The organism is Hyella patelloides LEGE 07179, assembly GCF_900659865.1.
GTDB lineage: Bacteria > Cyanobacteriota > Cyanobacteriia > Cyanobacteriales > Xenococcaceae > Hyella > Hyella patelloides.
The window spans coordinates 1-3,200 of the sequence record NZ_LR214203.1 but is presented as its reverse complement, the minus strand read 5'-3'; the positions used below and the strand labels follow the sequence as shown (position 1 = coordinate 3,200).

The window sequence follows — 3,200 nt, the reverse complement described above, 5'->3', positions numbered from 1 at the left end:
TTTTTTGATGTCTTCTACTTAAGAGTGCATTGTCTCATTATTCTGTCAATGCGTAAGTCCTATAATAGACAACAACGGACTTTATTGGACTCCAGCTAACAGCCCCTTAACTTTGATGGGAAGAGTTATAGATGCAGCACAAATGATTTATGCATTAAGATAACCATTCAATTAGTTACATCTAATTAAGAAAATTAAAGATTTAGTTCGCGGTGTATAAATATCAAACCTTTTTAATGAGTAATAAATAGAGCAATCTAACCGTCTATTGGCGAAATTTTAATGGGAACATACACCGTTGTCACTTTTTCCCCAGTTCAAGAATTTATTGAAAAATCTCGTAAACTCAGAGATTTATACGGAAGTTCCTTTATCGTTTCTTACCTGGCTTATTTTTTAGCCCAAGCAGCCGAAGCCAGACAAATTGAAGTCATTTCTCCTGGTCTGCTTAACGTAGCTAGAGGAACTCCCAACTACATTATTTTTGAGGGAGATTTTCCCGAACAAGAGGCTTATGAAGCTTTTTACGAAGCTTGGGGAAGAATCGTAACTATCTGTCGTAAATGGCTTGAAGAAAAATTTCCCGAACGAAAGTATTCGTGGAAACGCCACTGGAGTAACTGGAAAAATCACGCCTGGGAATTCTTTTGGGGTCAATCCTGTATTTCTATTTCCGAAGCTCAACAAGATTTACAGGATCGTAAGTACCAAAGAGCTTGGATTGGGATTAATTGGGAAGGGGACAGTTCCACTCTCTCTGGAGCAGACGCGATCGCTTTCCCTGAGATGCAACAAAGCAATCCTAAAATATCTAACTACCAATCTCTCAAGGGCAAAATCAAACAGTACTACCAAGATTTGAGTTCTCGAATTAGCGAAGCGATTATAGACCCCAGTGAATTTTTGAGCATTCCCGAACTCGTTAAGCGATTGATTACTCTGAATGAAATAGCAAATCGCATCGATAGCAACCAAGAGCTAGAAACTAAATCTCTAGCAGGCTATATCAGAAGTGCCTTGGAAAATACTTCAATCGATAAACTTTCGGGTTTCAAGGAGATTAATCGTTTTGAAACTCAACAATGGAGTGGCTGGTTTCTGGGAGATGGCGATCGCATGGGTGGCTATCTGAAAGACAAGTCGCAAGAACTATCAGAAACAGAAGAAAAAGAATGGCGCAACAGCTTCAGCACTGCTTTGATGAGTTGGGGAGAAAATACCTTTCGTCCTGCAATTGAAAGCAACCAAGAAGAGGCTTCAATTGGTAGATTGGTTTATGCGGGAGGAGATGATTTTATGGGAGTTTTTGTTCCCCAATGCTCTTCTCAGCCTCTGACAGGAGCTAGATGTTGGAAATGGTGGCGTGATTTCAATGAAGATATTTGGAAACAACATGGTTATGGAAATGATGTTACCGTCAGTGTTGGTTTTGTCTGGGCTAATCATGCCGTTCCCCAACGAGAAATCTTACAGCACTGCAACGAGGCAGAACGAACTGCTAAAAATTCTGGTAGAAACCGTTTAGCAATTCGGATTCTCTTTAACAGTGGGAACTATTTAGAGTGGTCTTGCCCCTGGTGGTTTTTATCTCGTATGGATATATCAAAGGAGAATTGGGTGAAAATGTACGGCGATATTGCACATTTAGAAGCTCGTCACGCTTTTTCAGATGAAAATACCACCGTTGCTAAAGGTATTTTTCAGGTGTATTTTAATACTGATGCATTAGATTTTAGGGACGATCTCTGGAATGAAGGTTTGAAAGCAGGGATACTGGGGGAACGCAGTAACTATTTAGACAAGATAAGTGGGCTGTTAGATCGATTAAAAGTCAATCGTGCTTTAAATGACTGGGTAATCAATTTAGCAAAAGTAGGATTCCATTTATTTCACCATGAATAGTAAGTTTAAATATGCCATTTCTATCGAGCCAATGGGTTTGCTCTACGGCAGCAGTGGTGGTTTTTTGTCTCCCGATAATTTAGTAGGACGTTCTGGTACTAAGTTTCCTCCAGATGCAACCACACTATCAGGTATCTATGCAGCCCATTACGGACATAAATCTGATGAGTTAGAATCCTTACAGTTAGCGGGTAATTTCTGGAGCTATTTGGGAGAAGAGAATAACTTTTACGTTCCCACTCCTTTCAACTGTCTGGTAAGTTATATTCCGACTCCTCTTGACTGTCCGATAAAAGAAGGAGAGATTATCGGTATACTGCAACTGCAAGACAATAAATGGCGATTGAGTAACGGCGAGACTCCTCCAAGTGGTAAGTATGTCAAACAAAGCTGGTTGCCTCTATCTCAGTGGCAGCAGTTGAGTAACATTAAGAGCGATCTCGTTTATCCTGTAGATGAAGCGGGGAATAAAATTAGAGTTAAATCAGACCCTTGGAAGCCTCTACCGCATCTCCATCCCCGTCTCGATCCGCAGCAGCGCATCGTGTTAGAAGATGAGGAAAGAGGTAGCTTGTTTCTCGAACACGCCATTCAGCTAGACCCTAAAATCTGCCTGATTTATCTAGCAAATATACCCTTACCCGAAGGATGGTATCGCTTCGGTGGAGAGGGACACATGGTCGAGATTAAATCTCATGATTTGAGTATTACTGTTACCAATTTGTTAGATAGAGGGGTAGGTAACAGCTTTGCCTTAATTTCGGCGGGGGTTTTTGGCACTAACCGATTTTCCTACCGTACTCCAATCGAGAAAGTGAAACAGCCAGATAACTCTTTCAAGATAGAACCAGTTTGGAATGTTAAAGCAGCTATCAGCGATCGCCCTAGAATTTTTCGCTATCGTCTCGGTGGCAAATCGGGTCAACCAAAAAGACTATCTCGCGGTCGTTATGCAGTACCAGCAGGTTCTGTTTACGTTTTAGAAGAGGAGTTACCTTCCTGGTATAAATGGGGAGAAGATACTCAGCAGCAGTGGTTTCCCCTTGAAGGCTATTCCTTAAAGCGATGGGGCTGTAGTTTAGCTCTACCTCTAACCGTTTAGTTGAAGCTGAATAAAATCTATATTTTTTTCTCAATAGCGGTCTAATAGTCCACTATATTCTTGGTATGAAATGAATCGGTATCTGCACGGAATCAACTCTGATGAACAATTATTGTAAAATTCTGAATGTATCATAAAGCTTACGGCATCATAGAAACTCTAGCACCCCTGCATGTGGGAGCGAGTGCGGGAGAAG

At 41.1% G+C, this 3,200-nt stretch carries 2 protein-coding genes; both read left to right on the top strand.

Features of this window, described 5'->3' with window-relative positions:
• Window positions 1-282 precede the first annotated feature (282 nt).
• Window positions 283-1,902, top strand: a complete 1,620-nt coding sequence (locus H1P_RS32150) for a Cas10/Cmr2 second palm domain-containing protein (RefSeq protein ID WP_144875384.1) — start codon at window positions 283-285, stop codon at window positions 1,900-1,902.
• A complete protein-coding gene (locus tag H1P_RS32145; RefSeq protein ID WP_144875382.1) occupies window positions 1,895-3,004 on the top strand; it encodes a type III-B CRISPR module-associated Cmr3 family protein in 1,110 nt (369 codons plus the stop codon). The genes H1P_RS32150 and H1P_RS32145 overlap by 8 nt, the downstream gene beginning before the upstream one ends.
• Window positions 3,005-3,200: the final 196 nt, after the last annotated feature.

Excerpts from the sequence above, each read along its gene's own strand:
- H1P_RS32145 (WP_144875382.1), top strand. The coding sequence starts at position 1,895 with ATGAATAGTAAGTTTAAATATGCCATTTCTATCGAGCCAATGGGTTTG.
- H1P_RS32150 (WP_144875384.1), top strand. The coding sequence starts at position 283 with ATGGGAACATACACCGTTGTCACTTTTTCCCCAGTTCAAGAATTTATT.